Below are 25,251 nucleotides of genomic sequence, written 5' to 3' on the forward strand. Positions count from 1 at the left end.
CGGCCTCTTAGTGATTATCGCGCGGCATGTGGCGGCGGGAGATGTCTTGGTACTTCGTGGCGCCGCGCAGGGTCATCCCCTCGTCAAAGCGGCCCACGTAGTCGCGGAAGATTTCTTGCCAGGGGCTTTGGCTTTCGGGGACCTTGTAGCCGCCTGCGGCCATGATCGCTTCGGCGCGGGCTTGAAGCGTGGCGTCGTCCACCAGCATGTCGGCGGTGCATTTCTTGAGGTCGATACGGACGCGGTCTCCGTTTTCCAGAAGGGCGAGGCCACCGCCATCTGCGGCCTCGGGTGAGGCGTTGAGGATTGAAGGGCTGCCGGAGGTGCCGGATTGGCGGCCGTCACCGACGCAGGGGAGCGCCTGGATGCCTTTTTTGAGCAGATAGGAGGGCGCGCGCATGTTTACGACTTCGGCGCCGCCGGGGTAGCCCTTGGGGCCCGCGCCGCGCATGAACAGGATGCAGTGTTCGTCGATCCCTTCGGCTTCGTCGTCGATGCGGTGGTGGAAGTCCTCGGGGCCGTCGAATACCACCGCGCGCCCTTCGAACGCTTCGGGGTCGTCGGGGTTCGACAGGTAGCGGGTGCGGAATTCCTCGGAAATCACGGAGGTTTTCATGATCGCGCTGTCGAACAGGTTGCCCTTGAGGTTGATGAACCCGGCTTCGGCCTTGAGCGGGTCGGAGACGGGTTTGATCACTTCCGTGTTTTCGCTGCGCACGCCCTCGCAGTTTTCGCGCATCGTCTTGCCATTAGCGGTGATCACGTCGGGGTGGGGCAGCAGGTCTGCGGCGATCAACTCGCCGATGACCGCCGGAACGCCGCCTGCGTGCTGGTAGTCTTCGCCGAGGTACTCACCTGCGGGTTGGAGGTTCACCAGAAGCGGCACGTGGTGGCCGTGCTTTTGCCAGTCGTCGTTGTTGAGCGGCACGTCGAGGTGCTTGGCGATGCCGTTGAGGTGAATGGGCGCGTTGGTGGAGCCGCCGATGGCGGAGTTGATGACGATCGTGTTTTCGAACGCCTCGCGCGTCATGATGTCGGAGGGGCGCAGGTCTTCCCAAACCATATCCACGATGCGCTTGCCGGTCTCATAGCTGATCTGGCTGCGCTCGCGGTAAGGGGCGGGGATGGCGGCGGAGCCGGGCAGTTGCATGCCGAGGGCTTCGGCCAGCGAATTCATCGTCGTGGCCGTACCCATTGTGTTGCAGTAGCCGACCGAGGGGGCGGAGGAGGCGACGAGTTCCATGAACCCTTCGCCGTCGATCTCGCCCCGCGCCATCATCTCGCGCGCCTGCCAGACGATGGAGCCAGAGCCGGTGCGTTCGCCGCGGAACCAGCCGTTGAGCATGGGGCCAACTGACAGGGCCACGGCGGGGATGTTCACGGTGGCGGCGGCCATCAGGAGGGCGGGTGTTGTCTTGTCACAGCCGATGGTGAGGACGACGCCGTCGAGCGGGTAGCCGTAGAGGGTTTCGACGAGCGACAGGTAGGCGAGGTTGCGGTCGAGCATGGCCGTCGGCCGCTTGCCGGTTTCCTGTATCGGGTGGACCGGGATTTCGATGCAGGTGCCGCCTGCAGCCACGATGCCGTCACGGACACGTTTCGCCAACTCGATGTGGTGGCGGTTGCAGGGCGACAGGTCGCTGCCCGTTTGCGCGATGCCGATGATCGGCTTGCCGGATTGCAGTTCCTCGCGCGTGAGTCCGTAGTTCAGGTAGCGTTCGAGGTAGAGCGCGGTCATTTCCGGGTTGTCCGGGTTCATGAACCACTTGCGGGAACGCAGGTCTTCTATTCCAATTTTCTTTTTGTTGGTCATTGTCCTGACCAGCCTCCATCAATGATGTGGGTATGTCCTGTGGTGAACGCGCTTTCATCGCTGGCGAGGTAGACCACCAGCGCTGCAATTTCTTCGGCCTTGGCGACGCGGCCCATGGGTTGGCGGGCGACGAATTGTTCCATGGCCTTGTCATAGCTGCCAAGCTCTTCGCCCAGTGCCTTGACCCTGTCGTGCCAGCTGGGGCTTTCGACGGTGCCGGGGCAGATGCAGTTACAGCGGATACCTTGGGTGATGTAGTCGACGGCGACGGATTTTGTGAGGCCGACAACGGCGGCTTTGGTCGTGCCGTAGATGAAGCGGTTGGGCGCGCCGATGATGGAGCCGAGGGCCGACGACATGTTGATGATCGAGCCGTTTCCGCGGTCCAGCATCCCCGGCAGGGCGGCGCGGATGGTGCGGTACATGGAGCGGACGTTGAGGTCGAAGGCGAAGTCCCATTCGTCGTCCGTACTGTCCAGTATGGTGCCGTGGTGCACGAAGCCTGCGCAGTTGAACAGGATGTCGGGTTGGGCTTCTTCTACGCCATCCTTGACGCTGGTTTCACTGCGAGCATCCAGCGGAAACGCCATGATATTCGCATGTTCCAGCGTGCTGAGCGCATCGGCGTTGACGTCGGTGGCGAAGACTCTCGCCCCCTCGTTCGCCATGGCGAGTGCGCTGGCGCGGCCGATACCCTGGCCTGCGGCCGTCACAAGCGCGCGCTTTCCGTCAAGACGGCCCATGTACTCCCCCCGTATCGGATCAGGTGTTGCGCAGACGGCGGGTCTGCGTTTTGCTGTTAGCGTAGGACAAGGTGCGGGCGTTGACCAGACGTCACGAAAATTTCGAAAGGAAAGTCATGGCGTTCGAGAATGTGGCCCTGTTGGGCACTGGGCTGATGGGCTTTCCCATGGCGCGGAATCTTGCCCGTGCGGGGGTGCCGGTGACGGTTTGGAACCGGACGCAGGCCAAGGCGGAGCCGCTGGCGGATGAGGGGGCTGCGGTGGCGGCCAGCACGTCGGCGGCGGTGACCGGGGCGGATGTCATCATCACGATGATGAGTGATGGGCCGACGGTATTGGCAGTGATTGCCGAGGTGTCGCGTAGCCTGACGAGCGGAGCGCTCTGGATCGACATGTCGTCGACCAAGCCGGTCGAGGCGCGCGCAGCCCGCGCACGGTTGGCTGAGCAAGGCGTTGCATTTCTGGATGCGCCTGTGTCGGGTGGCACCAAGGGGGCCGAGGCGGCATCACTTGCTATCATGGTGGGTGGGGAGGCTGCGGATTTCGAGCGCGCGCACCCGATATTTGAGGTGATGGGGCGTCCAGTTCACGTGGGACCGGCCGGAACCGGTCAACTGTCGAAACTTTGCAATCAGGCGATTGTCGCGGTCACGATCGGCGCAGTGGCCGAGGCAATGCTGTTGGCCGAACAGGGGAGAGCAGATCCAGCGGCACTGCGCGCTGCGCTTAAGGGCGGGTTTGCTGACAGCACCATTCTGCAACAGCATGGGGAGCGAATGACGACCGGGAATTTTGAGCCCGGTGGCTTGTCGAAGTTTCAGCTCAAGGATTTGGACAACGTACTGGTCGAAGCTGCGGGTCTTGGTCTTGCGCTGCCAATGGTTGAAGGTGTCCGCGCGCGGTTCGCCCATTTTGTTGAGAACATGGACGGCGCGGACAAGGATCACTCTGGGCTCTATCTCGAACTCAAAGCACAGAACGGAATGGGTACATGAAACGCATCCTGATCCTCGGTGGCGGCGGCATGGTGGGCCAGAAGCTGGCCCGCCGGTTGGAGACGCAGGGCCTGCCCGGCTTTGGTGATTTTCGCGTGACGCTGCATGATCTGGGCTATGCGCCGGATGCGGTGGGCGACGACAAGCGCGTTGGCGATCTGTCGGTGCTGGCCGAGGGCGCGGCGTTGGCGGCGGAGCGGTTTGATGTGATTTTCTATCTCGCTTCCATCGTGTCGGGCGAGGCGGAGACGAATTTCGATCTTGGGTGGCAGACGAACCTGACGCCATTGTGGGCGTTTCTTGAGGCGTTGAGGGCGCAGCATCGGGCGAGCGGTGGTGAATACGTCCCGCGTGTGGTGTTCACCTCATCCATTGCAGTCTTCGGTGGTCCCTATCCCGACAAGATTGGCGACGAATTCCTGACCTCGCCCCAGACCAGCTATGGCGCGCAGAAGGCGGCGTGCGAGTTGATGATCCAGGACTATTCGCGCAAGGGGTTTATCGACGGGATGTCGCTGCGCTTGCCGACGATCTGCGTGCGGCCGGGCAAGGCGAATTTGGCGGCGTCCTCGTTTTTCTCGGGCATCATTCGGGAGCCGTTGAACGGGATGGAGGCCATTTTGCCGGTCGAGGATACTGTACGGCATTGGCATGCCTCGCCCCGGTCGGCGGCGGGGTTTCTGGCCCATGCGGCGGTGCTGGATACCGACCGGCTGGAAGGACGGCGGGCGCTGAACCTGCCGGGGTTGAGTTGTACCGTGGCCGAGCAGATCGAGGCGTTGCGGGATGTGGCGGGCAACAATGTGGTCGCCCTGATCAAGCCGCAGCGGGACGAGGCGGTGGCCAAGATCGTTTCGGGCTGGCCGCGGAATTTTGCGCCGGAGCGGGCCCTGACCCTTGGGTTCAAGGCGGAGGAGACGTTTCGGGAGATCATTGATGTTTACATCGAGGATGATCTGCCGGGGCGGATGCCAAGCCCATAAACGTTTCCGTATTGATCCATAGCTGATACGCTTTCCTTCGGAATTGCGATTTTAGGTATTGGATATGAACGGACGATTTTTTGAACGTGGGGGTGCCGTACATCGGGTTGCACCCCCGGCACAACCTGACCCTACCCTTGCGGAGCGCGACGAAAGCAATGAAGAGCGCGGTGAACGGGTGCCTGTTGAGGCGCCTGAGGCTGCCCCGGAACCTCGGCCGACACCCCTGTCGGATGTGGATCAGTTCGAGTTTACGGACGAAGTGGAGAATGGCCGCCCGGCCAGCGACGTCGTGGGCCGGGGCCAGCCGGAGCAGGCGGTTGTGTTGAATGCGACCGGGGATGATGGGAGGGACGATCCCCCGCCAGACCCGGCACCGCAGGAAGATGCAGATCCCGACCCGGCACCGCCGCCGATTGATCTGCCCGACGAAGTGGCCGGGCCGACGGAGCAGGGCCGACCGGTCGGCACCATTCCGGGCGTACCGGAGGATACGATTCCCGCCCCGGCGCCCGGGTTGGACAATGCGGAGTATGGGCGCGCGCCCGATGCTGCGCCGGACCCGAATGTGCCGGTTCTCTTGACCTCCTACACCAGCGGGGGGGACGCGGCCACGTCCTACAACGTCACGATTGACTTCGTCGGCAGCTGGACGGTGGAGTTGCAGCAAGCCTTTGTGGATGCTGCCGATTATCTCAGCACGATCATCCTGGCAGACCTGCCGGACGCCATCGTGGATGGTGTGTTTGTGGATGACATTGCCATTACGGCCACGCTTGAAACCAATGACGGCGTTGGCGGCACATTGGGCAGTGCCGGTCCACGGGAGTTGCGCGACGACGGCACCCTTTTGCCGTCCACTGGCGCGATGACCTTTGACATCGCGGATGCAGGAAACCTTTTGTCCGAAGGAAACTGGGATGCCGTGGTGGTCCATGAGATGCTGCACGCCTTGGGCTATGGCACGCTATGGGGTCTGCTTGGGCTGACAACGGGGTCCATTGCAGGGGGCGATCTGCGGTTCATCGGGCCAAATGCGTTGAGCGTTTATGAAACCGAGTTTCCGGATGTGGCGGCAGGGGATCCCGGTTCGAATGCGGGTATCCCGATTGAAACCGATTTCGGCCCCGGTACTGCCGGAGGGCATTGGGACGAAGCCCTGTTTGAAAACGAGTTGATGACGGGGTTCATCGATGACGGCGCATTCCTGTCGGTGATGAGCATCGCATCGCTGGAAGACCTTGGCTACGACACGGTGTTCGACAATCCGGGCGACCCCAACGACCTGTCGGCGCCGATCCCACCGGACCCCGTTCTGGACCTGATGGCCTAGGCCGGTTCGACACTGTCCGAGGTCAGCAGATGGCGGGCGAGGTGGTCGTGGATCTTTTGCCGCGTCAACGCCTCGTCCCCGGCCATGGCCGCGTCCAGGATCTGCTGGTGGTGCATGATGTTGTTGGAAATGAAGTCGAAGTCGCGATCTTCGACCATCAGTTGCTGGCGGAAGCGGCAATAGACGCGGTGGTGCGTGTCGATGAGGGTCTGTGAGCCGCAGGCGGAAATCAGGGTTTCGTGAAACTGTGCCTCGGCTCCGAACCACAGGTCGACAAAGGGCGAGCGGTCGGTTGCCGTGTTCAGCCGCATTTCCAGATGGCTGAGCTGGTGGTGCGCGGCGGTCAGACGCGCCTCCCACGCGACGCCGCCGCGGCGGATGGACATGACTGTGCCCTCGGCTTCCAGCAGGACGCGCAGGTGGGTCAGCTCGTGGATGACTTCGCGCGACTTCGCAGGCACGCGGAAGCCGCGCTGTTCCTGGAACTCGACCAGGCCCAAGGTCGACAGTCGGAAGAGCACCTCGCGAATCGTGCTTGCCGAGCAGCCGAATTCCTGTCGCAGATGCTCGGCGCGCACTTTCTGCCCATGTTCGAAACCGTTTGTCATCAAACGGTATCGTAGGGCTTCGAAGATGTCGGTGTCGTAGGGCATGGGCGCTGTTCAAATGATCGCAGAGGCTCTAGCCATAAATCACGAAATCTCGAAATTCCATCAAAATCTCAAAAATCGTCCTAATTTCATTTTTTTGTTGTCCCGTGAGGGCAAGTGCGCATAGCCTTCCGTTACGACACAGGAAGGTGGGCATCCGAACCTGCCACGTGCGCACACATAAAATGTCAGGGAGGATGAAATGACATTTCTGAAGAAGGCGGCTTCGGTCGCTGCTGTCGCTGCCCTTGCAGCCACGACGGCGATGACCGCATCGGCGGAAACCACCAAGCTGCGGATCCAGACGCACTACGCCCCCGAGACCGTCTCGGGCAAGCTGGCGGCGCAGTATATCGACGACATTCAGTCGATGTCGAATGGCGAGATCGAAGTCGAAATGTTCTACTCGTCTTCGGTCGTGAAGTCGGTTGAGACGTTTGACGCGGCCGCCACGGGCATTCTGGACTGCGACATGACCGGTGGTGGGTACCAGACCGGCAAGAACTCCGCCTTCCAGTTCGTGGGCGACATCATGGGCGGTTACGAGACCCCCTATCAGCAGCTGAGCTGGCTGTATTTCGGTGGCGGCAAGGAAGCCGCGGCGCCGCTTTACAACAAGTACGGCATGGAGCTGATCGGCTGGTGGGTCTACGGTCAGGAGAGCTTTGCCTCATCGAAGCCGATCGAGAAGGTTGCCGACTTCAAGGACTGGAAATTCCGGTCGCCCCCCGGCATGGAAACCAAGATCTTTGAAAAGCTGGGCGCCTCGCCCATCGTGATGGACTTCACCGAGATCTTTACAGCGCTGGAAACCGGCATCATCGACGGGGCGGACGCCTCGGGCCTTGCCAACAACGTAGGCTTGGGTCTGTATGACATCGTGAAATATGCCAACTTCCCCGGCTTCCACTCGATGCCGTCGGATCACCTGGCCTGCAACAAGGCCGTGTTCGACGCGATGCCTGCGCACCACCAGACCATCATGAAAGTGGCCATGGAAGCGCTGGCGCTGCGCACCGCCCTGACGTTCGAAAAGAAGAACGCCGAGGCAGCAGCCCAACTGCGTGAGCAGGGCGTGACCCTGTCGCAATGGGCGCCGGAAGAGCTGCAGAAGTTCCGCAACGCAGCCCAGGCCACATGGCCCGAGTTCGCCGACACGCCGGAAGCCAAGGCGCTGGTTGATGCGCATCTGAGCTATCTGGAGCAGCTTGGCCTCGTGTCCAAGTAAGCGATCCTTGGGGTCCCGCGCGTCGGGGCCCCAAACCGCCCGATGCCTCTTGGGTGAGAGCGTGATCGGGTCATTTCACACCACAGGGGGACTACGTGATGCAGGTGCGCTCCGGCACTCCGATCGAATGGATTGTGCCACTGGCATTCATCTTTTGCGCGGGCTGGATCGTCTGGCATATGCCGGCCTTCACGCTCGATTTCTTTCCCCCCGAAGACCCGTCCCAATTCGATAAGCTGTCGGCGCTGTTCCGGCGCAATGACGTGACCCCCGGTCTGGGCGGTCTGTTCGGCGGGTTTGCCGATATTGTGGACTGGCTGGCCGCGCTTGGCATTCTGGTCTTTGGCTACCTGGGTGTCCGCACAGTCCAGCGCGCGGGCATGGAGTTTGAAAGCTGGCGTGCCGCCGACCGTTTGGCCGTGTTCATCGGTCGCGTCACCATGATGCTGATCGTGCTGCTGACATCCGTGATGCTGTACGAGGTGATCCTGCGTTACGTGTTCGAGCGGCCGACGCTTTGGGCCAACGAGTTGAGCCTATGGCTGGCGGGCTTCGTGTTTCTGTGCGCGGGGCTTTATGCCATGCAACAGCGCAGCCACATTCGCATTGTCCTGCTTTACGATGCCGTGCCCCGCTGGGTGCAGCGCATATTCGACTGCATTTCGACCCTGCTGATCGTCACCTTCGCCTTTTTCCTGATCTATGGCGGGTACGGCGAGGCCTTTGATAAGTTCTATCGTTGGGAGACTTTCGGCACCGCCTTTGACCCGCCGATCCCGGCCACGATGAAGCCGATGGTGCTGTTTGTCGTGGGCATGGTCGCCATTCAGGCTGTCATCAACCTGATCTCCGATTGGAACAAGGAAGAGGTCCACTACGGCGGCGAGGACCTCGACGAAGAAGAAATTGAGCGCATCAAGGCGCAAGTGGCAGGGAAATAGGTCATGGATATCGGAACGATTTCACTGGTCCTGATGCTGGGCCTGATCCTGCTGCTGGCCATTGGTATGCCGCTTGGGCTGGCGTCTGCCATCCTCGCCGTGGGCGTGTTGGTCATGAAGTTCGAGCCGGAGTTGCTGCTGGCGCCGTGGACCTTTGGCGATGGTATTCTGACTGGAAGGCCCGGGGCGGGGCCGCTCAATATCCTCGCCCAACGAATATACGGGCTCTTAACGGATTATGTACTCATATCCATTCCGCTCTTTATCTTCATGGCGGCCCTGCTGGAGCGGTCGGGCATCGCCAAGGAGATGTATTCGTCCCTGAACATCTGGCTGAACCGCACCCGTGGTGGCATTGCCATCGTGACGTCGATCATGGCGGTTATCATGGCCGCGATGTCGGGGATCATCGGGGGCGAAGTTGTGCTGCTGGGCCTGATCGCGCTGCCGCAGATGTTGCGGCTGGGGTACAATCAGAACCTCGCCATCGGTGTGATCTGTGCGTCGGGGTCGCTGGGGACCATGATCCCACCGTCGATCGTCTTGATCATCTATGGTCTGATCACCGAGACGTCGATCAAGGCGCTGTTTACCGCGTCCTTTATCCCCGGCTTCATGCTGGCGTCGTTTATCATCATCTACATTATCATCCGCACGCAGTTGCGCCCCGAGGATGCGCCGCTGCCCGAGCCGGATGAGAGCGAACCCGCAGGCGGCGAGAAGGGGATGCTGTTCCTGGCCTTCCTGACGGTCGTGGTCGCGGGCTTTGCCGCGGCCTTGATGCTGCGGGCGATGTTCTTCGAATTCTCCGGTTCCAACGCCGCTGCGACGGGAGAGCAGGCGCGGTTCGGGACTGCGCCCTTCATCACCTATTTCGGTGTAACGCTCGCCATCGCTTTGGCCCTGATCTTTGGCGTCTTTGGCCGCACGCGCACGGCGCTGGGCTGGTCGATGGGCAAGGGGCTGGTGCCGCCCATCGTGGTGATCGGGGTTGTCATGGGGTCCATCTATGGCGGGATCACGGGCATCACCGAGGCCGCTGGCATGGGCGCGATGGCCGTGTTCATCATCGCGTGTTTCCGGGGCGAGGCGTCGTTCGAACTGGTGTGGGATTCGCTGATGCGGACCCTGAAATCGACCGGCACGATCATCTGGGTGACCATTGGTGCGACGGCGCTGGCCGGTGCGTATACCATCGCGGGTGGGCCGACTTACGTGGCCGACTTCATTGTGGGCTCCGAACTGCCGACGATGGCCGTGATCCTGTTTATGATGCTGATCCTGCTGTTCATGGGGGCGTTCATGGATTGGGTTGGCATCGTGTTGCTGATCATCCCCGTGTTCCTGCCCATCGTGCTGAAGCTGCCGATTGATGAGATTGGCCTCTTTGGCGAGTTGAACCCGCGTCACGTGGCGATCTGGTTCGGTGTGGTATTCTGTATGAACATGCAGGTGAGCTTCCTTTCGCCGCCCTTTGGTCCCGCGGCCTTCTACCTGAAATCCGTGGCGCCGCCGCACATTCAGCTGACCGATATCTTCAAGGGGTTCCTGCCCTTTATCGGGATCCAGTTGATTGCCCTGTCGGTGCTGCTGATCTGGCCGCCTATCGTGTCCATCCTGCTTTAGGAGAACGTCATGGATGCCATTCGCCTTGATCCGTCCGACAGCGTCGTGACGGCGACCCGCGCGCTTGAAGTCGGGGTCGAGGTTGAGGGCGTGCGTACCCGTGCGCTGATCCCGTCGGGGCATAAGATTGCTCTGCGGGATATGGCGAAGGGGGAGCCCATTCGGAAGTATGCGCAGGTGATTGGCTACGCGGCCGAGGACATTGCGGCAGGCGATCACGTACATACCCATAACGTCGAGTTTCGCGGCACCGACGTGGCCTATGAGTTTGCGACGAACCTGCGGCCAGTTGAGCCTGCCTCTGGCGATATGTTCATGGGGTATCGGCGCGAGAACGGGCAGGTGGGGACGCGGAACTACATTGCTATCGTGACCTCGGTGAACTGTTCGGCCACGGCGGCGCGGATGATTGCGGCGCATTTCACGCCTGAGATGCTGGCGGAATATCCGAATGTCGATGGCGTCGTCGCCTTTGTTCATGGGACCGGCTGCGGCATGGCGGGCGATGGCGACGGGTTCGAGGCGTTGCAGCGGGTGATGTGGGGCTATGCGCGGCATCCGAACCATGCCGGTGTGCTGATGGTCGGTCTGGGGTGCGAGATGAACCAGATTGACTGGCTGCTGGAGGCCTACGGGCTGAAGCAGGGGCGGCTGTTTCAGACGATGAACATTCAGTCGGTCGCCGGGCTGCGCCGGACGGTTGAGAAGGGGATCGAGAAGGTGGCGGCGATGCTGCCGCTGGCCAATCAGGCGACGCGGGAGCCTTGCCCGGCATCGGAGTTGAAGGTGGCGCTGCAATGTGGCGGGTCGGATGCGTGGTCTGGCATCACGGCGAACCCGGCTTTGGGCTATGCCACCGATCTGCTGGTGGCGCAGGGTGGCACGGGTGTGCTGGCAGAGACGCCGGAGATTTATGGGGCGGAGCATTTGCTGACGGCCCGTGCGGTGGATCAGGCCACCGGCGAGCGGCTGCTCAATCTGATCCGCTGGTGGGAGGATTATACTGCCCGCAACAAGGGGTCGATGGACAACAACCCGAGCCCCGGCAACAAGGCCGGTGGGTTGACTACCATTCTGGAGAAGTCGCTGGGGGCTGCGGCGAAGGGCGGGACGACGCCTCTGGCTGGCGTTTACAAATACGCCGAGCAAGTACGGGCGCGTGGATTCACCTTCATGGATTCGCCTGGATACGACCCTGCGAGTGTGACCGGGCAGATTGCGGGGGGCTGCAATCTGGTGTGTTTCACTACGGGACGCGGGTCTGCCTTTGGCTCGAAACCCAGCCCGACGATCAAGGTGGCGACCAATACGGAAATGTACGGTCGGATGATCGAGGACATGGATGTGAATGCCGGTGCCATGCTAAGCGATGGCGTTTCTTTGGAGGAGAAGGGGCGCGAGATCTACGAGCTGTTCCTGCGCGTGGCCTCGGGCGAGATGTCGAAATCCGAAGCGCAGGGCTTGGGCGATTATGAGTTCGTGCCCTGGCAGATCGGGGCGGTGATGTGATGGAGTGTCTAACCGCTGAACAGAAAGCGCACTACGAGGAACATGGCTATCTGCTGGTTGAGAACCGGATACCGGATGAGTGGCTGACCAGGATCCGCGATGAGATTGTGCGCTTCGAAGATGAAGCGGCTGCTATGACCGAGAGCAATGATCGGCTTGATCTGGAGGATAGCCACACGCCGAAGGAGCCGCGTCTACGGCGGATCAAGCTGCCTCATACGATCTCGGATGTGTTTCGCGAGCTGATGTACTCGGATCATGTCTTGGCCCCGGCGCGGGACTTGGTTGGGCCGAACCTGCGGCTGCACACGACCAAGCTGAACATGAAATCGGCGGGCTATGGCGCGGCGGTGGAGTGGCATCAGGATTATGCGTTTTACCCTCACACCAATGACGACATTCTGGCCATCGGCATTTGCATCGACGACATGGCCGAGGAGAACGGGCCGCTGATGGTGTTCCCCGGATCGCACAAGGGGCCGGTATACGATCACCATGTGGATGGCGTCTTTGCCGGGGCGATGCTGCCGGATGAGAACGGGCTGGATATGGCGGACGCGGTGCCTCTGACTGGGCCAGCCGGGTCCATCAGCATTCATCACGGGCGGATCGTCCATGGGTCAGCTCTGAACACAAGCGACCGGGCGCGGCGCATTCTGTTCTACGAGATGATGGCGGCGGATGCGTTTCCCATCATGGGCAGCATGACCAAGTGGGACGGGATCGAGGATTACAATACGCGGATGCTGTGCGGTGAGCCGACTCTGACGCCGCGCCTGAAGGACATCCCGATCCGCATTCCGCAGCCGCAACCGGATGTGCCGATTTCCATTTATGAGATTCAGAAGGGGCTGAAGACACGCGCCTTCCAAACCATTCCTGCCAAGGAGACATGACATGAGCAAACCGACGATTGGATTTATCGGCCTGGGCCTGATGGGTGGGGCCATGGTGGGGCGGTTGCAGGATCAGGGCTATGATCTGGTGGTGATTGCGAACCGGACGCGGACCTATGTGGACCGTGCGGTGGAGCGTGGCGCTGTGGAGGTGACATCTGCGAAGGCTGTGGCCGAAGGGTCCGACATCGTGATGCTGTGCATGGACACGTCGGACAATGTCGAGGCGCGGATGCGGGGGCCCGAGGGCGTTATCGCCGGTTTGAAGCCGGGTGCTGTGGTCATTGATTTTGGGACGTCCTTGCCCGCGTCGACCAAGGCTTTGGGGGCAGAGGTGGCGAGTGTCGGTGGCACGATGCTGGATTGTCCCATCGGGCGGACGCCAATGCACGCCAAGGACGGTCTGTTGAATCTGATGGGGTCGGGGGACAAGGCGGCCTTTGATCGGGTGAAGCCGGTGCTGGATGATCTGGGCGAGAACGTCTTTCACCTCGGCGTCCTTGGCACCGGGCACACGATCAAGCTGATCAACAACTTCTATGCGCAGGCTTGTGCCAATGCGATGGCGGAAAGCTATGCCATTGCGGACGTGATGGGCGTGGATCGGCAGGGTTTGTATGACGTGATGTCGGCGGGGCCGCTGAAGTCGGGGATGATGGATTTTGTGACTGCATATGCGCTGCAGGGTGACGATCAACAGCTTGCGTTTTCCATCAAGAATGCGGCGAAGGACGTTGGGTATTACGCGCAGATGTGCAGTGATGCGGGCGTGCAGTCGATGATGTCGGGCAGCACGCTGGACAGCCTGCGCGGGTCCATTGACGCGGGTCGCGGGGAAGAGATGGTACCGTTGCAAGTCGATTTCTTCGCCGACCGCTTCAAGGGGTAGCAGGTGGCGATTGCCGCTCATCCGACGGAGGATCGCGCAGCCCTCGGCATCGCAATGACGCTGGGGGCTTATGCGTTCTTTACGCTGATCGATACGTCGGTGAAGTGGTTGCTGCTGGCGGGGCTGCCCGCGTTCCAACTGGCGTTCATGCGGTATTTGCCGCATTTCCTGATCTCGACGGCGCTGCTGTTGCGAAAGGGCGTACGGTGGTCGAGTTTTCAATCCGAGCACATGGGGCTTGTGCTGCTGCGGGGGTTTCTGCTGGCCTCGGCCACGCTGTTCAACTTCATCACGCTGAACTACCTGCCGCTGACCGTCACCGGGTCGATCATGTTTTCGGCGCCGATCATCGTGTGTTTCCTGAGCTGGCCCTTGCTGGGGGAACGGGTGGGGCCGTGGCGGTGGTTTGCAATCGTTTTGGGTTTCACGGGTGTTTTGGTCGTGATCCGGCCGTTCGATGCGAGCTTTCACGCGATTGCGATCCTGAACGTCTACAATGCATTCTCGCTGGCGCTTTATTCGATCATCACGCGGAAGATTTCGGGCGTGGTCGCGGCAGAGACGATGCAGTTCTGGATGGGGGCTTTTGGTGCTGTCACGCTGGCCCCGCTGGCCTTTTGGGTTTGGACGGCGCCCGAGACCACGTTGGAGTGGGCGTTGATGATTGGACTGGGCATCTGGGGCTGGGCCGGACACGAGATTTTCTCGCGCGCGCATGCCTATGCGCCAGCCAATACGCTGATGCCATACACCTATAGTTTTTTGTTGTATCTGGCGCTTGCCAGTTACCTGGTTTTCGGCGATGTGCCGGATGGTTGGACGCTGCTTGGGGCGGCGATCATTGTCGTGTCCGGATTGATCATCTGGCGGCGCACGGCGCGAAAGGAAAAGCCATGAAGATTGCAGCCATCGGTGAGGCGATGATCGAGTTGTCGATGCGTGGTGACAGCGCCGATGTGCGGGTCGCGGGGGATACGCTGAACACGGCGATCTACCTGAAGCGAACGGCTCCGACGCTGCAGGTCGACTACATCACGCGCGTGGGAACAGACCCTTTTTCGGATCGGATCATCTCTGCGATTGAAGCCGAAGACATTGGCACGCATGCGATTGAGCGCGACGCGACGCGGACGCCGGGGCTGTACGCCATCACCACCGATGATGCGGGCGAGCGCAGCTTTGCCTATTGGCGCGATGCCTCTGCCGCGCGCATGGTCTTTGCCACGCCGTCGGGGCCCGATTTTTCGGTGCTGGAGACATATGATGTCATCTATACGTCAGCCATAACGCTGGCGATCCTGCCCGCCTCGACCCGGACGGCGCTGATCCGGTGGCTTCGCGCATTTCGACAGACGGGTGGGCGCGTTGCATTTGACAGCAACTACCGACCGCGTCTGTGGGGGGATCCGGATGCCGCGCGGGCGGCGATCAGTGCCATGTGGATGCTGTCGGACATCGCGCTGCCATCCATTGATGATGAGATGGAGTTGACCGGCGAAAGCGCGCAAGAGGTTGCGAACCGGTTTGTTGCTTTGGGCCGGTCCGGCGCGTTGAAGCGCGGGGCCGACGGGCCGCTGTGCCTCGAGACCGGCACCACCTCTGCCTATCCGCCAGCAGAGAAGGTTGTGGACACGACCGCTGCCGGGGACAGTTTCAACGGCGCCTATCTGGGTGCGTTGTTGATGGGTGCGCCGCAGGATCAGGCGCTGCGCGCAGGGCACGCCCTTGCGAGCGAGGTGATCGGGCATCGGGGCGCGATCCTGCCGCGTTAGGCGCCGATCAACTCCCGCAACGTGCCGTTGGGGTCGGCGGATTTGCAGGCATCGACCAGCCGGTCTGCATTCGGGTCATCCAGCGCGCGGCCAGCGGCGACTTCGGCTTGAACAAACGCCAGCCACGCCTCCACAGCGGCACGCAAGGCGGGGCTGTCTTGCCCCTTACGATCGGAGAGAGTGGAGAGGATACGGATCGGCAGCTTCTGGCTGCCATCCATCGCGATCTGTCTGAGCTTGTGATGGAGGTTGGGGTTCTCGAACCGTCGGACCAGCGCCTCTGCATAGGTGTGGGTCTGGTCCTGCACGCTGGACGGTAGTGTTTCGGCCGCTTCCTGCATGAGCGTTCTCGTCACGGCCCGTAACTCGGGATCGGCGATGGCCTCGTGCACAAAGCTGTGGCCGCGCAGGGTGCCCGCATAGGCAAGGTAGGAATGCGCGCCGTTGAGCATGCGCAGCTTGCGCGCCTCGTGCGGAGCGACATCGCGCACCCATTGTACGCCGGGCCAATCGGGGCGGGCCGCGGCGAAGTTATCCTCGATCACCCATTCGGTGAAGGCTTCGGTCGGCACGGCCATGGGGTCGTTCGCCTCTTGCCGTATGGCGTCGGTTGTGGCCGGTGTGATCCGGTCCACCATGCAGGAGGGGAATGTGACCTTGCAGCCCGGGATCAGGCTGGCTTCTTTTGAAAAGAGGCGCACGGCAGCTTCGAGTTTCTGGCCGTTGTCCGGCAGGTTATCGCAACAGAGCACCGTCACCGGAGCCGTGCGCTGCGCGAGCCCGCATGCAAGGCTGGCGACCACCGTTTGTGTCCCCCCTGCAAGGTCGGCTTGTATCTCGGGCGCGGTCAGGTCCAATGTCCCAGTGCAGTCAAGGTGGTAGGCTTTTTCCGTCACCGTCAGAGTGATCACGTCGAATGCCTCTGACGCGATGGCTGCAATCACGGCATCGGGGTCTTCGGGTGCGACCAGCATGTCGGTCAGGCATGTGATCGGTTTGATCTGGCTGCCCTTCGCGTCCTTGATCACCAGCGCGTAGGTGTAGTCCTGTGCTTCCAGACCATCCCGTATGGTGGGTGAGCGGAAGCTGACGCCCGTCACCTCCCAGCCTTTTGCGTCCTGGGTGTAGGCAGCGGCGTGGGCGCGAAAGAAGTTGCCGACGCCGAGGTGCAGAATGCGCGGCATGGTCTACTCCAACCGGTATGTTTTGCGTGCCAGATCGGTGGCCAGAAGCTGGGCGATCTGATCGGCTGTTGTGGTGGAAAAATAGCCTCGGTCGATCTGGGTCGAAAGGTGCAGCGCCACGGCCCGGCGCCAGAGGTCGTGGCGCGCGGGAATGGACAGAAAGGCGCGCGTGTCGTCGTTGAACCCGGCGAGGTTGTGGTAGCCCGCTGTTTCGACCACCTGATCCAGGTAGCGCGCGATACCCGCCGCGCTGTCGTGGAACCACCATGGCGGCCCGATGCGCAGGCAGGGCCAATGCCCGGCCATCGGCGCCAGTTCGCGGGCATAGGTCGTTTCGTCGAGCGTGAACAGGATGAGCGTCAGCCGTGGGTCATTGCCGACGCGGTTGAGCAGCGGTTCGAGCCCGCGCACCCAGTCGACGGAGACGGGGATGTCGGCCCCTTTGTCTGCGCCGAACCGGTCGAACAGGGCGCGGTTTGTGTTCCGCCTGCTGCCTGCGTGGAGCTGCATGACCAGCCCGTCGTCCAGCGACATTTGCGCCATTTCGATCAGCATGTGGCCGTGGAAGGCATCGGCGTCGCGCATATCGCCGGACAGGAGTGCGGTGAAGGTGTCGCCGGGTTGGTCGAGCCAGACGGTTTGGGGCTGTTCGATGGCGTGGTCGGTTGCGGTTGCACCCAGTGCCTTGAACGCTGCGCGCCGTTCACGCAGGGCTGCGAGGAACCCGTCATAGGTGGAGGTGTTATGGCCCGTCATCCTGCCGAGCGCCGCCACCTCACGCGCCCAGCCGGGGCTGCTTGGGTTCAGCAGCGCATCCGGGCGAAAGGTCGGGATGACGTGCCCTGTCCAGTCGCTGTCGCCGATGGCCGTGTGGTGCGTCAGCGGATCGAGAGCCGCATCGGTGGTCGCCAGAACCTCGATCCCGAAGCGGTCGAACAAGGCGCGCGGTCGGTTGCTGTCATCCGCCAGCCAAGTGGCGATGTGGTCGTAGATCGTGTCGGCTGTGTCGGGCCCCAGCGTCAGGTCGCAGCCCAGCGTTTCGCGCAATTCATGCTCGATCCAAAGCTGGCTGGGGGTGCCTAGGAACAGGTGCCAGTGCGCTGCAAAGAGGCGGAAGATCGCCCTGGGGTCGCGATCCTCGGGCGGGATGCCGATGCCAAGCTGTTCAAGCGGTACGCCTTGGGAATAGAGCATCCGAAAGACGTAGTGATCGGGGATGACCAACAGGTCCGCGGGATCGGAGAAAGCGGTGTTTTCAGCAAACCATGCCGGGTCGCAGTGACCGTGGGGCGACACGATCGGCGCGCCCTTGATCCCGTCATAGATCTGCGCCGCTTTCCCGCTCAGTTTCAAAGACATGGCCGCCCTTTCCCTTTTTCGCGACACTAGCACGAATGCCCCTTGGCGCATCCGGGAAATACCGCCACTGTGACGGATGGGAGGACCGATATGGACATCTTGATGATCGGCGCGGGCATGGTCGCGCAGACGCATGTTCTGGCGCTGCGGGACAATACCGTGGGCGCGCGGTTGGTCGGTGTCCTGGGGCGGGATGCCGAGCGCACGCGCACCTTTTGTGCGGGTGCATCTAAGACGCTCGGCTACGAAGTTGCTGCGCTTGCTACATTGGATACGGATGCGGATGGTGCGATCCTGATCACGCCGCCCGATGCGCGTTTGGAATATGCTCGAAGCCTGGTAGCGGCAGGCGTTCCGACGCTGATGGAAAAACCGGTGGAACGCACGCTTGGCGCTGCGCGGGGCATTGTCGATCTTTATGCGGAAGCCGATGTGCCCTTGGCCTTCTGTTTTCAGCATCGGACCCGCAAGGCCGCGCAAACGTTGAAAGCCAAGCTCGATGAGGGCGCACTAGGCGACATTGTCCATATCGAGATGCGCGTGCCGTGGTGGCGGGAACAGGCCTATTACGACGCGCCGGGGCGCGGCACCTATGCACGCGATGGCGGCGGTGTGATGATCAATCAGGCGATCCACACGCTGGATCTTGGCCTGTGGCTGGCGGGCCGGGTCGTCGCCTTGCAGGCGATGATGCACACGAGTCCGCTGCACCGGATGGAAGCAGAGGACATCGCGGCCGCGCTGCTGACATTCCGCTCTGGTGCGACGGGCGTTTTGAGCGCGACGACAACCGCGTATCCCGGAGAGGCGGAGAGTATCACCGTGACGACCACCAAGGCGCGGGCACATCTGGAGGGCGACAGTTTGCGTATTGATTGGCTGACCGGTGAACGCGAGGACCTGTCGCCTGAGGGGGCAGGTGACACGGGTGGCGGTGCTGATCCGATGGCATTTACCCATGCCTGGCATCAGTCCATTCTGGAGGATTTCGTGACATCGGTCGAGAAAGGGCGTCCGCCGATCGCTCCGCCGACTGGGGCGCTTCATGTCCACGCCGTCATTGATGCGATGGAGCGGGCGGCGCGGTCCGGAACAACAGTAGAGGTGGTCCAATGACGCTGAGCTTTGTCGCGCTGGGGCTGGACCACCGGCATATCTACGGCATGACCGAGAACATGCTGGCGCAAGGGGCGCGCTGTCTTGGGTTTTGGACCGAGGGTAACCCGCAACCACTGGAGGGCTACGTCAAACGGTTCCCGGATCTGCATCGCTTTGACACGCTGGATGCGGCCCTTGCTGCGGGCGCTGATCTGGCGCTGGTGTCGAATATCCCCGCGGATCGTGCGGACGTCGCCATTCGGGCGATGCAGGCGGGGCGTGACGTGATGACGGACAAGCCCGGATGCACGTCGATGGCGCAGCTTGAGGCCATCAAGGCTTGTGTGGCTGAGACTGGGCGCATCTGGTCCATCAACTTCTCGGAACGGTTCGAGGTGCCTTGTGTCACGCTGGCCGATGAGCTGGTGCGCGATGGTGCGATTGGTCGCGTGGTGCATACGACGGGTCTGGGTCCCCACCGGTTGAACAGGCCGACGCGGCCAGACTGGTTTTTCCAGCGCGAAAGATACGGTGGCGTACTGACGGATATTGCCTCGCACCAGATCGATCAGTTTCTGCACTTCACCGGATCGACCGATGCGCAGGTGACCATGGCCCATGTCGCCAACCATGCGAACCCCGGTGATGCGGGTTTGCAGGATTTCGGGGAGGTGGCGCTGCGGTCTGACCAAGCCTCGGGCTACATCCGCGTGGACTGGTATACGCCCGACGCATTGCCGAATTGGGGTGACGGGCGCCTGACATTGCTGGGGACAGAGGGCTATATCGAGTTGCGCAAATATGTGGATGTAGGCGGGCGCGAGGGAACGGATCACCTGCTGCTCGTCAACGGTGATCGGTGCGACGCGATAGATGCGCGAGAGGCGGGGTTGCCCTATTTTGCGCGTCTGGTCCACGACATTGCGCATCGGACCGAAACGGCGATGACGCAGGCGCATTGCTTCAAGGTGATGGAATTGGCGTTGCAGGCGCAGGCCATGGCCGAGGGCGCGCGCACATGATCCGGGTTGCCATCTTGGGTGGCGGGATCGGGGCGCAGCACCTTGCCGCCTATGATCTGCTTGACGGTTTTTCGGTGACCCATTTGGTCGATCAGGATGCGGACCGTTGTGCCGCCCTTTGCGGTGATCGCATTACGCCCCTATCCACGGTGGAAGAGGCTTTGGATGAAGATGTCGACCTGATCGACATTTGCCTGCCGCCGCATCTGCACACGCCTGTCGCTATCGACGCGCTGAATGCGGGAAAGCATGTGATCTGTGAAAAGCCGCTGGCCACGTCGATTGCGCAGGCTGATGCGATTGCAGAGGCCGCAGCGCACACGGGCAAATCGGTTTTTCCGGTGTTTCAATACCGGTTCGGACCTGCCTTTGACCGGCTGCGCGCATTGCAGACCGCGGGCCTTGTTGGTGCGCCCCGTGCGGCATCGCTTGAGACCCATTGGAACCGGGATGCGGACTATTACGCCGTGCCGTGGCGCGGGACATGGGCCGGGGAGCAGGGCGGGGCGGTTCTGGGCCATGCGATTCACGCGCATGACCTGCTGGCCACGTTCATGGCACCGATTGAAGCGGTGACGGCGCGGCTCGGCACTCTGGTGAACCTCATTGAGACCGATGACAGTGCGGCCCTGATCTTTGAGCTTGCAGGCGGTGCGCTTGCGACAAGCAGCATCACGCTTGGGTCGGCGAGAGATGAAACGCGGCTGCGGCTTGTCTATGAACACCTGACGGCAACGTCGCATACCAATCCGTATGCTCCGGGTGAAGGCGACTGGCAATTCGTGGCGCGTGATCCTGATCGGCAGGCAGATGTCGATGCGATCTGTGCCGGTGTGCCCTTGGAACCTGCCGGTTTTGCGGGGTTCCTGAGCGAGGTTGGCAAAGCCATTGCCGGTGAGCCAAACCGGGCGGTCACGCTGGAGAATGGGGTAGCGTCTATTTCGTTGGTTACGGCCATCTATGCCTCCCACCGGAACCAAGTGCGCATATCGCTGCCGTTGCCCGCTGACCACCCGATGCGAGAAGGATGGCAACCATGATCGAATGCTGGCGCTGGTTCGGGCCGGATGATCCGACGGTTTTGTCCGATCTGCCGCAGGTCGGAGCGACGGGGGTTGTCACGGCCTTGCATGGTTTTGCACCGGGCGAGGTCTGGCCCGCCGCCGCTATTGCCGAGCGCAAGTCGATGATCCGGGCGGCGGGGCTGACATGGGAGGTGGTGGAGAGCCTACCCGTATCCGAGGCGATCAAGACGCAAGCGCCTGATATGGCGACACATCTTGCGGCATATAAGACCAGCATGGAAGCTCTGACCGAGGCTGGCGTGCGCACGATTTGCTATAACTTCATGCCGATCCTCGACTGGACGCGCACGCAGACACATGCGCCGTTGCCCCATGGCGGCACGGCGATGCTGTTCGATCTGGCGCAATTTGCGGCCTTCGATCTGTTCCTGCTGAAGCGGGCAGAGGCCGTTGATGACTATTCCGCCGAAGTGCAGGAAGCCGCAAAGGCTGCCCTTGCCGCGATGGATGATGCCGCCAAGGACCGGTTGACCCGGACCGTGATCGCCGGGTTGCCCGGTGCAAATGATGGCTGGACACTGGATGACGTCCGCGCCCGGCTGGACACGTATCGTGGCATCGAGGCCGATGACCTGCGCCGCCATCTGATCGACTTTCTGGGTGAGGTGGCGCCGGTTGCGGAAGCTTTGGGCCTGCGGTTGTGCTGTCATCCGGATGACCCGCCCTTTTCCCTGCTTGGCCTGCCGCGCGTGATGTCATCGACCGCAGACTACGAGGCTGTTTTGGATGCTGTAGATACGCAGGCGAATGGCGCGACGCTCTGTACCGGGTCACTGGGTGTGACACCGGACTTTGACGCGGTGGATTTTGTTCGGCGCTTGGGGCCGCGCATTCACTTTGCGCATTTGCGCAATACCAAACGGCTTGCCTCTGCCGACCCCACGCGCCCCGCGTTCTTTGAAGCGGCGCATCTGGAAGGTGATACGGATATGGTCGGGACCATTTCGGCCCTGATGCAGGAGGAGGCCCGGCGGCGCGCTGAGGGCCGCGCGGACCATGCCATTCCGATGCGCCCGGATCATGGGCAGGAACTGTTGATGGATCGGGATCGTGACAGCCTGCCGGGGTATCCTCTGATCGGTCGTATGCGCGGGTTGGCCGAACTGCGTGGCGTCATAGCGGCTGTCGGGGTGGGGCAGGCATGACGCGGATCGGCGTTGCGGGTGTCGGCCTGATCGGGCGTCAGCATCTGGACGCCATCGCGCGGGCGCGGGGTGTCACGGTCTCTGCAGTATTCGATCCCGCGTTGACCGAAGACGTGCCCTGGCCCGTTGCGAAAAGCCTTTCGGATTTGGCGGCCCAGTCGGATGGTGTCATCCTTGCCGTCCCGAACCACTTGCACGCGCAGATGGCTTTGGCACTGATTGATGCCGATTGTCCGGTTCTGATCGAAAAGCCTTTGACTGGCACGGCGGCAGAGGGGGTTGCCGTGGTGCGTGCCGGGGAAAAGGGGGGTGTGCCGATCCTTGTCGGGCATCACCGTCGGCACAATCCGCTGGTGGCCAAGGCGCATGAGATCATCGCGTCCGGCGCGCTGGGCACGGTGACCACGGTACAGGGCACGTGCTGGCTGCCGAAGCCCGACAGCTATTATGCACAGGCCTGGCGACAGGGCTCGGGGGCCGGGCCGCTGTTTATCAATCTGATCCACGATATTGATCTGCTCATGTACCTGTGCGGGCCGATCACCCATGTGCAGGCCATGCAAAGCAATGCGGTGCGCGGGGCTGAGGCGGAGGAGGTGACGGTTGCCACGTTGCGTTTTGCCGATGGTGCGCTGGGCACTGTCAACTTGTCCGATGTGGCCCTTGGTCCGTGGAGTTGGGAGCTGACTGCCGGCGAGAACCCGGCCTATCCCAAGACGGAGCAGTCCAGCTATCTGATCGGCGGGACCGCGGGCAGTCTGTCGTTGCCGAACCTGAGCCTGTGGACCCAGAAAGGCGGCCCCGATTGGTGGGCGCCGATGGATCAGACCCGCGTGCCGATGCCGCTGTCCGACCCGTTGAAGACCCAGATCGAGCACTTCGCAACTGTCGTCGAGGGCAAGGCAGAACCGTTGGTCAGTGGCGCCGATGGCCTGCGTGCAGTGCAGGTGATCGAGGCCATCAAGACGGCGGCCGGGACCGGGAACCTGGTGGCCGTGGGTCAATAAAACCCTCGCGCCGGGGCCATCCTGTGCTAGCGTCATGCTGCGCAGCATTTTCTGCGCCGCGTTAGGGCAGGGGGTGTCTTCTGGACCTGCCCGGCATCCGCGACTGATGTGAAACCCCATCCTGAAAACCAGTAACGGAGGACCCGCTGATGATGTCAGTTGGTGTGATCGGATTGGGGGATATGGGCAGTGGGCTTGCCAAGAACCTGATCGCAAACGGATTTGAAACCTGGGGCAGAGATCTGCTGGAGCACCGGCGGGATGCCTTTGTCGAGATGGGTGGGCATACGGAAGCGGATGCTGCGGGTGTTGGCCGCAAGGCGCAGGCCGTCTTTGTCATGGTGATGAAAGGCGCCGAAGCCTATAACGTGATCTTGGGGGAACACGGTTTGGTTCAGACCATGGCGCCCGGCGGGGTCATCCTGTTGACCGCGACCATCCGACCGGCAGAGGCGCGCGCCATTGGTGCTGCTCTGGAGGGCACCGGGCTGCATCTGATCGACAGCCCGGTCTCCGGTGGATACCCCGGTGCGCAGGCGGGGACGTTGACGATGATGGCGGCGGGCTCGGATGAGGCTTTGGACAAGGCGCGCCCGGTGATGGAGGCTGTTTCGGCCAATGTTCACCGGGTCGGCGACAAGCCGGGGGATGGACAGACCGTAAAGGCCTGTTTGCAATCGCTGATCGGGGCGCAATTCGCGGCCACGTTCGAAGCAGCGGCGTTGGCGGCAAAGGCGGGCGTGCCGGGGCAGGTGATCCTGGACGTCTTTTCAACCTCATCCGCTGGCTGCGGTGTCGTGAACAACGCGGTGGAAAAGATCATCGACCGGCACTTCGAGGGTACGGGCAGCCACATCAACACGATGCACAAGGACCTGACCATTTCCATGGCGCTGGGTGAAGAGTTGGGCGTTCCGTTGCATACGGCAGCGTCTGCAATGCAGATTTTCCACGCGGGGCGTACTCGCTATCCCGATGGCGACAACTGGGTCTGTACCCGCGTGATCGAAGAGATCGTGGGCGCCGAGTTGCATCGCGATTGTGCGAAGGTGACGCGATGAAGCTGGGAGTGATTTGTGACGGTATCAGTCGGGATCTTGCCCATGCCGTAGACGTGATGGATGACTTCGGCCTGACCTATGCCGAGCTCCAATATGTCGGCGATACCGAGGTCGGCGATCTTTCCCGCGCGGAAGTCCAACGGATTGATGCGCTGCTGCGTGACCGCGGGAAACCCGTGTCCTGCCTGTCCCGCCATGTCTTCGCCGGGATGACTGCGGCCAACCGTCCGGGCGACGTGCTGCACACGCAGCATATGGAGGCGTTGAAACGTGTGATCGACATGGCGCATGTGGTGGGCAGCCCGCTGGTGCGCATCATGACGCCAAGGAAAGAGCAGATCCTTTGGGGCAGCAACGGGGCAGAGCGGTGGAACGTTGCCCATGGCGCCTGGGACACGGTGGCGCCATTGATTGCTCCCGCTGTTGATCTGGCCCGTGCCGAAGGTGTCACCCTTGCCGTCGAGACGGGCAACGGCACCATGGTCAACTCCAACTACACCGCCCGCAGGCTGATTGACGAGCTGGATGCCAAGGACGTGCTGAAGGTATTGTGGGATCCGGCCAACAATTGCTGGTGTCACGAGCTTGCCGTTCCCGACGGCTATGGGGAGGTGCGGGGTGGCTATCTGGGTCACATTCACATCAAGGATGTGCAGGTCGACACGCCGCGCGCGACACTTGAGGTCCGGGAAATGGGCAAAGGTCAGCTTGGGCCGCTGTTTCAGCCGATGGCCGATGCGCTGCGGGCGGATGGCTATGACGGCGTGATTTCGTTCGAGAGCGTCTATCATCCCGGCAACGGCGATTTTGAGGCGGGGTTTCGCGCATCAATTGCCGCCTTCAAGGGCATCTTTGGGCCGTGATCACCTCTTTGTGCCGGCGCCTGTGACGGGTGACGGCCGTCCTCATATT

Annotated in this window: 23 protein-coding genes; 18 read left to right on the forward strand and 5 right to left on the reverse strand. The window is 62.0% G+C overall.

Features of this window, described 5'->3' with window-relative positions:
* Window positions 1-7: 7 nt before the first annotated feature.
* Both KUV51_RS11805 and KUV51_RS11810 read right to left on the reverse strand, forming a co-directional pair.
* Window positions 8-1,813: an IlvD/Edd family dehydratase gene (locus KUV51_RS11805; RefSeq protein ID WP_222521822.1), complete on the reverse strand. Its 1,806-nt coding sequence runs from the start codon at window positions 1,811-1,813 to the stop codon at window positions 8-10.
* A complete protein-coding gene (locus KUV51_RS11810) occupies window positions 1,810-2,556 on the reverse strand; it encodes an SDR family oxidoreductase (RefSeq protein WP_222521823.1) in 747 nt (248 codons plus the stop codon). Before KUV51_RS11810 ends, KUV51_RS11805 begins: the two co-directional genes overlap by 4 nt.
* Before the next feature lie 116 nt (window positions 2,557-2,672).
* On the opposite strand from KUV51_RS11810, the gene KUV51_RS11815 reads away from it, so the two are divergent.
* The 3 genes from KUV51_RS11815 (at window position 2,673) to KUV51_RS11825 (ending at window position 5,867) form a co-directional block, all read left to right on the forward strand.
* Window positions 2,673-3,551 (forward strand): NAD(P)-dependent oxidoreductase, encoded by an 879-nt coding sequence (locus KUV51_RS11815; protein WP_222521824.1) that lies wholly within the window; start codon window positions 2,673-2,675, stop codon window positions 3,549-3,551.
* On the forward strand, window positions 3,548-4,534 hold the full coding sequence (gene denD, locus KUV51_RS11820; protein ID WP_222521825.1) for a D-erythronate dehydrogenase: 987 nt from the start codon (window positions 3,548-3,550) through the stop codon (window positions 4,532-4,534). The genes KUV51_RS11815 and denD overlap by 4 nt, the downstream gene beginning before the upstream one ends.
* A 64-nt stretch (window positions 4,535-4,598) precedes the next feature.
* Window positions 4,599-5,867, forward strand: a complete 1,269-nt coding sequence (locus KUV51_RS11825) for a leishmanolysin-related zinc metalloendopeptidase (protein WP_222521826.1) — start codon at window positions 4,599-4,601, stop codon at window positions 5,865-5,867.
* Here the strand turns inward: KUV51_RS11825 and KUV51_RS11830 are convergent.
* On the reverse strand, window positions 5,864-6,520 hold the full coding sequence (locus KUV51_RS11830) for a GntR family transcriptional regulator (protein WP_222521827.1): 657 nt from the start codon (window positions 6,518-6,520) through the stop codon (window positions 5,864-5,866). The genes KUV51_RS11825 and KUV51_RS11830 overlap by 4 nt on opposite strands.
* A gap of 199 nt (window positions 6,521-6,719) precedes the next feature.
* On the opposite strand from KUV51_RS11830, the gene KUV51_RS11835 reads away from it, so the two are divergent.
* From KUV51_RS11835 to KUV51_RS11870, 8 genes are all read left to right on the forward strand, one after another.
* Complete coding sequence (locus KUV51_RS11835) at window positions 6,720-7,745, forward strand: TRAP transporter substrate-binding protein (RefSeq protein ID WP_222521828.1); 1,026 nt, start codon at window positions 6,720-6,722, stop codon at window positions 7,743-7,745.
* 98 nt (window positions 7,746-7,843) lie between these two features.
* On the forward strand, window positions 7,844-8,686 hold the full coding sequence (locus KUV51_RS11840) for a TRAP transporter small permease subunit (RefSeq protein WP_222521829.1): 843 nt from the start codon (window positions 7,844-7,846) through the stop codon (window positions 8,684-8,686).
* A gap of 3 nt (window positions 8,687-8,689) precedes the next feature.
* Complete coding sequence (locus KUV51_RS11845; protein ID WP_222521830.1) at window positions 8,690-10,312, forward strand: TRAP transporter large permease subunit; 1,623 nt, start codon at window positions 8,690-8,692, stop codon at window positions 10,310-10,312.
* A gap of 9 nt (window positions 10,313-10,321) precedes the next feature.
* A complete protein-coding gene (locus KUV51_RS11850) occupies window positions 10,322-11,821 on the forward strand; it encodes a UxaA family hydrolase (RefSeq protein ID WP_222521831.1) in 1,500 nt (499 codons plus the stop codon).
* The gene (locus KUV51_RS11855; RefSeq protein WP_222521832.1) at window positions 11,821-12,717 is read left to right on the forward strand and encodes a phytanoyl-CoA dioxygenase family protein; all 897 of its coding nucleotides are present in this window, start codon (window positions 11,821-11,823) and stop codon (window positions 12,715-12,717) included. Before KUV51_RS11850 ends, KUV51_RS11855 begins: the two co-directional genes overlap by 1 nt.
* A 1-nt stretch (window position 12,718) precedes the next feature.
* Window positions 12,719-13,606, forward strand: a complete 888-nt coding sequence (locus KUV51_RS11860; protein WP_222521833.1) for an NAD(P)-dependent oxidoreductase — start codon at window positions 12,719-12,721, stop codon at window positions 13,604-13,606.
* Window positions 13,607-13,609: 3 nt separating this feature from the next.
* Window positions 13,610-14,503, forward strand: a complete 894-nt coding sequence (locus tag KUV51_RS11865) for a DMT family transporter (protein ID WP_315898822.1) — start codon at window positions 13,610-13,612, stop codon at window positions 14,501-14,503.
* Entirely contained in the window at window positions 14,500-15,378 is an 879-nt protein-coding gene (locus tag KUV51_RS11870) for a sugar kinase (protein ID WP_222521834.1), read from the forward strand. The genes KUV51_RS11865 and KUV51_RS11870 overlap by 4 nt, the downstream gene beginning before the upstream one ends.
* Here KUV51_RS11870 and KUV51_RS11875 read toward each other — a convergent pair.
* Together KUV51_RS11875 and uxaC are read right to left on the reverse strand one after the other, a co-directional pair.
* Window positions 15,375-16,562 (reverse strand): mannitol dehydrogenase family protein, encoded by a 1,188-nt coding sequence (locus KUV51_RS11875; protein WP_222521835.1) that lies wholly within the window; start codon window positions 16,560-16,562, stop codon window positions 15,375-15,377. The genes KUV51_RS11870 and KUV51_RS11875 overlap by 4 nt on opposite strands.
* A 3-nt stretch (window positions 16,563-16,565) precedes the next feature.
* Entirely contained in the window at window positions 16,566-17,921 is a 1,356-nt protein-coding gene (gene uxaC / locus KUV51_RS11880) for a glucuronate isomerase (RefSeq protein WP_222521836.1), read from the reverse strand.
* Window positions 17,922-18,011: 90 nt separating this feature from the next.
* Here uxaC and KUV51_RS11885 point away from each other — a divergent pair, with 90 nt between their 5' ends.
* From KUV51_RS11885 to KUV51_RS11915, 7 genes are all read left to right on the forward strand, one after another.
* Entirely contained in the window at window positions 18,012-19,037 is a 1,026-nt protein-coding gene (locus tag KUV51_RS11885) for a Gfo/Idh/MocA family protein (RefSeq protein ID WP_222521837.1), read from the forward strand.
* A complete protein-coding gene (locus KUV51_RS11890) occupies window positions 19,034-20,041 on the forward strand; it encodes a Gfo/Idh/MocA family protein (RefSeq protein ID WP_222521838.1) in 1,008 nt (335 codons plus the stop codon). Before KUV51_RS11885 ends, KUV51_RS11890 begins: the two co-directional genes overlap by 4 nt.
* The gene (locus KUV51_RS11895) at window positions 20,038-21,081 is read left to right on the forward strand and encodes a Gfo/Idh/MocA family protein (protein ID WP_222521839.1); all 1,044 of its coding nucleotides are present in this window, start codon (window positions 20,038-20,040) and stop codon (window positions 21,079-21,081) included. The genes KUV51_RS11890 and KUV51_RS11895 overlap by 4 nt, the downstream gene beginning before the upstream one ends.
* Window positions 21,078-22,271, forward strand: a complete 1,194-nt coding sequence (gene uxuA / locus KUV51_RS11900; RefSeq protein WP_222521840.1) for a mannonate dehydratase — start codon at window positions 21,078-21,080, stop codon at window positions 22,269-22,271. Before KUV51_RS11895 ends, uxuA begins: the two co-directional genes overlap by 4 nt.
* Window positions 22,268-23,278 (forward strand): Gfo/Idh/MocA family protein, encoded by a 1,011-nt coding sequence (locus tag KUV51_RS11905; RefSeq protein WP_222521841.1) that lies wholly within the window; start codon window positions 22,268-22,270, stop codon window positions 23,276-23,278. The genes uxuA and KUV51_RS11905 overlap by 4 nt, the downstream gene beginning before the upstream one ends.
* Window positions 23,279-23,427: 149 nt before the next feature.
* Window positions 23,428-24,339, forward strand: coding sequence for an NAD(P)-dependent oxidoreductase (locus KUV51_RS11910; RefSeq protein ID WP_261385794.1), 912 nt, complete (start codon window positions 23,428-23,430; stop codon window positions 24,337-24,339).
* Complete coding sequence (locus tag KUV51_RS11915) at window positions 24,336-25,202, forward strand: sugar phosphate isomerase/epimerase family protein (protein ID WP_222521842.1); 867 nt, start codon at window positions 24,336-24,338, stop codon at window positions 25,200-25,202. Before KUV51_RS11910 ends, KUV51_RS11915 begins: the two co-directional genes overlap by 4 nt.
* Window positions 25,203-25,251: the final 49 nt, after the last annotated feature.

It is taken from the genome of Tateyamaria omphalii, assembly GCF_019802125.1.
Lineage (GTDB): Bacteria > Pseudomonadota > Alphaproteobacteria > Rhodobacterales > Rhodobacteraceae > Tateyamaria > Tateyamaria omphalii_B.

Coding starts and splice junctions, on each gene's coding strand:
- KUV51_RS11885 (WP_222521837.1), top strand. CDS start 18,012: ATGGACATCTTGATGATCGGCGCGGGCATGGTCGCGCAGACGCATGTT.
- KUV51_RS11840 (WP_222521829.1), top strand. CDS start 7,844: ATGCAGGTGCGCTCCGGCACTCCGATCGAATGGATTGTGCCACTGGCA.
- KUV51_RS11850 (WP_222521831.1), top strand. CDS start 10,322: ATGGATGCCATTCGCCTTGATCCGTCCGACAGCGTCGTGACGGCGACC.
- KUV51_RS11815 (WP_222521824.1), top strand. CDS start 2,673: ATGGCGTTCGAGAATGTGGCCCTGTTGGGCACTGGGCTGATGGGCTTT.
- uxuA (WP_222521840.1), top strand. CDS start 21,078: ATGATCGAATGCTGGCGCTGGTTCGGGCCGGATGATCCGACGGTTTTG.
- KUV51_RS11810 (WP_222521823.1), bottom strand. CDS start 2,556: ATGGGCCGTCTTGACGGAAAGCGCGCGCTTGTGACGGCCGCAGGCCAG.
- denD (WP_222521825.1), top strand. CDS start 3,548: ATGAAACGCATCCTGATCCTCGGTGGCGGCGGCATGGTGGGCCAGAAG.
- KUV51_RS11915 (WP_222521842.1), top strand. CDS start 24,336: ATGAAGCTGGGAGTGATTTGTGACGGTATCAGTCGGGATCTTGCCCAT.
- KUV51_RS11875 (WP_222521835.1), bottom strand. CDS start 16,562: ATGCCGCGCATTCTGCACCTCGGCGTCGGCAACTTCTTTCGCGCCCAC.
- KUV51_RS11905 (WP_222521841.1), top strand. CDS start 22,268: ATGACGCGGATCGGCGTTGCGGGTGTCGGCCTGATCGGGCGTCAGCAT.
- KUV51_RS11910 (WP_261385794.1), top strand. CDS start 23,428: ATGATGTCAGTTGGTGTGATCGGATTGGGGGATATGGGCAGTGGGCTT.
- KUV51_RS11845 (WP_222521830.1), top strand. CDS start 8,690: ATGGATATCGGAACGATTTCACTGGTCCTGATGCTGGGCCTGATCCTG.
- KUV51_RS11830 (WP_222521827.1), bottom strand. CDS start 6,520: ATGCCCTACGACACCGACATCTTCGAAGCCCTACGATACCGTTTGATG.
- KUV51_RS11870 (WP_222521834.1), top strand. CDS start 14,500: ATGAAGATTGCAGCCATCGGTGAGGCGATGATCGAGTTGTCGATGCGT.
- uxaC (WP_222521836.1), bottom strand. CDS start 17,921: ATGTCTTTGAAACTGAGCGGGAAAGCGGCGCAGATCTATGACGGGATC.
- KUV51_RS11855 (WP_222521832.1), top strand. CDS start 11,821: ATGGAGTGTCTAACCGCTGAACAGAAAGCGCACTACGAGGAACATGGC.
- KUV51_RS11805 (WP_222521822.1), bottom strand. CDS start 1,813: ATGACCAACAAAAAGAAAATTGGAATAGAAGACCTGCGTTCCCGCAAG.
- KUV51_RS11890 (WP_222521838.1), top strand. CDS start 19,034: ATGACGCTGAGCTTTGTCGCGCTGGGGCTGGACCACCGGCATATCTAC.
- KUV51_RS11835 (WP_222521828.1), top strand. CDS start 6,720: ATGACATTTCTGAAGAAGGCGGCTTCGGTCGCTGCTGTCGCTGCCCTT.
- KUV51_RS11860 (WP_222521833.1), top strand. CDS start 12,719: ATGAGCAAACCGACGATTGGATTTATCGGCCTGGGCCTGATGGGTGGG.
- KUV51_RS11895 (WP_222521839.1), top strand. CDS start 20,038: ATGATCCGGGTTGCCATCTTGGGTGGCGGGATCGGGGCGCAGCACCTT.
- KUV51_RS11825 (WP_222521826.1), top strand. CDS start 4,599: ATGAACGGACGATTTTTTGAACGTGGGGGTGCCGTACATCGGGTTGCA.